The following is a 2300-nucleotide window of genomic DNA, read 5'->3' on the forward strand; positions in this document are numbered from 1 at the left end:
CAGTGATGCACCCGACAAAAACGCCACATCTTCAGGGGTTTCTGCCTGCGCCGAGGTGACCCAGGACGGCATCCGGGGTAGGCTCTGGTGGTCGTCGCTGAAGCTCTGGCGGGCATAGGTCATGCCACAAGACTATCTCACAGCGGCGCTTTTGCCTACTATATAGTGTACAAACCGCCCCACTCTGCGGCTCTCAGCTATGTCCAATAAGTTTGCATTATCGGACAGTTTTCGAACCTTCACGCATCGCCGATTTTCGACGGATCTACCGCCGTTTCCCGGAGCGTTGGAAACTATAAATTGAACGTCCGCTATTCCGGGTTGCAAATGGAAATGCTGCACTTGCGGCGAATTTCTGCTTTCCGCCGATTCTGTGGAAAAACAACGTGTTGCGGACGCAGAAAGTGGTGTGCTGAACCGAGCGCGAGTGCCTTTCTGATCAGGCTTTACGTGTTTGCTGCGGTGCGGGAAAGATCTTGGCCAGTTTGCGGAGGTTCTGGGCGGTGGCGGCGAGGAGGAATTCGTCGTTTGCGCCGCATGGGCCACGTAATCGGAGCCGACCCAGGCCGAGAATGCGTTTGAGGTGGGCGAAGAGCATTTCCACCTTCTTTCTGAGCTTCATTGAGATGTCGTACTGGCGGGTCTTGGCAATGTCTCGAGCCACCTGGCGGGCGTCTTCTGTTTCTTCGCGGCTGATCTTGCGGGCATCCGCGTTGGGGCAGCACTTGGTTTTCGATGGGCAGACCTGACAGACCTCTTTCAGAGCGCGATAGCGAGCGGTGCCCTTGCCCGTCGGACCGCGGTTGGGGTCTGAGTAGTTGCGGCGGAACTGCTTGAGGGCGTGACCTTCGGGACAGATGTATTGGTCATTCTCAGCATCCCATTCGAAGTCGGCGCGGGTCCAGGTGCCGTCATTGCGACCGGACTTGTCGAACACCGGGATATGCGGCGCAATCTTGCGATCAACCAGCCAGCCCAGAAGTGGGCCGGTGCCATAGGCGGTGTCCGCGATTAGTCTCTCCGGATGCAGATCGAACCGTTCCTTTACTCGGTTCAACATGGTCTTGGTCGATCCGACCTCAGCCTGACGGATTGATCTGGTGGCTTCGACGTCGATGATAACTCCGTGATCTGTATCGATCAGGTAGTTGTCGGAATAGCTAAAGAATGCAGGGCCTTTGCGGGCTGCGGTCCATTGGCTCGCCGGATCGGAATGCGATGTGAACTTGGGCTGAACCTCGCTGGCAGCGCCGAACGCAGCCTCGTCCAGCGTGTCGAGATACTCGCGGACGGCGCGGGGCGCGTCGGTCGGATCAACGGTTGAGGCGTCCCACTCTTCCTTCGGCGTTGAGTTCTGCTTGTTGGCATCGGCTTCGATCAAGCTTGCATCGATGGCCATACGCTGACCGCTGACGAGGCCTTCCTCAATGCTGTGTGCCACGGTCATCTCGAACAGGTAGCGCAGCAGTTCGCTTTCGCGGAACCGCCCATGCCGGTTCTTCGAGAATGTGGAATGATCCGGCACACGGTCGTTCAGATCGAGCCGACAGAACCACCGATAGGCTAGGTTCAGATGAACCTCTTCACAAAGCCGCCGCTCGGACCGGATCCCGAAGCAGTAGCCCACGAGTAGCATTCGGATAAGCAACTCGGGGTCAACCGAGGGGCGTCCAGTATGGCTGTAGAACTCCGCCAGATGCGACCGGATGCTGCCAAGATCGACGAACCGATCAATCGAGCGCAGCAGGTGATCTTGCGGGACATGATCTTCCAGCGAGAACTCGTAGAACAACGCCGCCTGCGCTTCCTGCCTCGGTCCCATCATCGCCAATTCCTCCCTACAGGACGAATTGAATCAGCGACTTACCACTCAATCAACCAAGAGTTTTTCAACGAAATAAGCCCAACTTAACCGATGCTGCACCTGGCACGAATGTCTGTTTCAGTTTTTGCGGCCTCGTCCTTGAGCCACCCGATAAAGCGCGAGACTTGCGGTCGCGACCTTATCTCGTTTCGGACCTTGAACCGGTAAGGGTGTTTGGCCTGGAGGCTTTCATGCACAGGAAACGGAAGGCTCAGAGTTTCCGTCTCAAGCCCCTTTGACAGATTGGGCGACCAAAACACTAGATACATTGCAGTGCGCGGCTAACGGTCAGGCAAGCGCGACATAATCAAAACGCTAAGCGGCCTTATCAATGTGTCCGGCGAATGAGCCAGAAACTTCGCGAAATCCTTGATCGCCCGAATGTGCGACTTCCGAGCTTTGTCGCCCATCCCCCGGATGTGAATATCCTCCAACA

General features: G+C 56.7%; 1 protein-coding gene and 1 pseudogene. Both read right to left on the reverse strand.

The features are described 5' to 3' along the window. Positions 1-123 (reverse strand): annotated as a pseudogene (locus ACR0L4_RS23510) (DUF1403 family protein); the annotation flags it as partial. A 316-nt stretch (positions 124-439) separates the two neighbouring features. Further along, positions 440-1825, reverse strand: a complete 1386-nt coding sequence (locus ACR0L4_RS23515; protein ID WP_170437437.1) for an IS1182 family transposase — start codon at positions 1823-1825, stop codon at positions 440-442. Positions 1826-2300: the final 475 nt, after the last annotated feature.

This window comes from Ruegeria sp. AB5 (assembly GCF_056542645.1).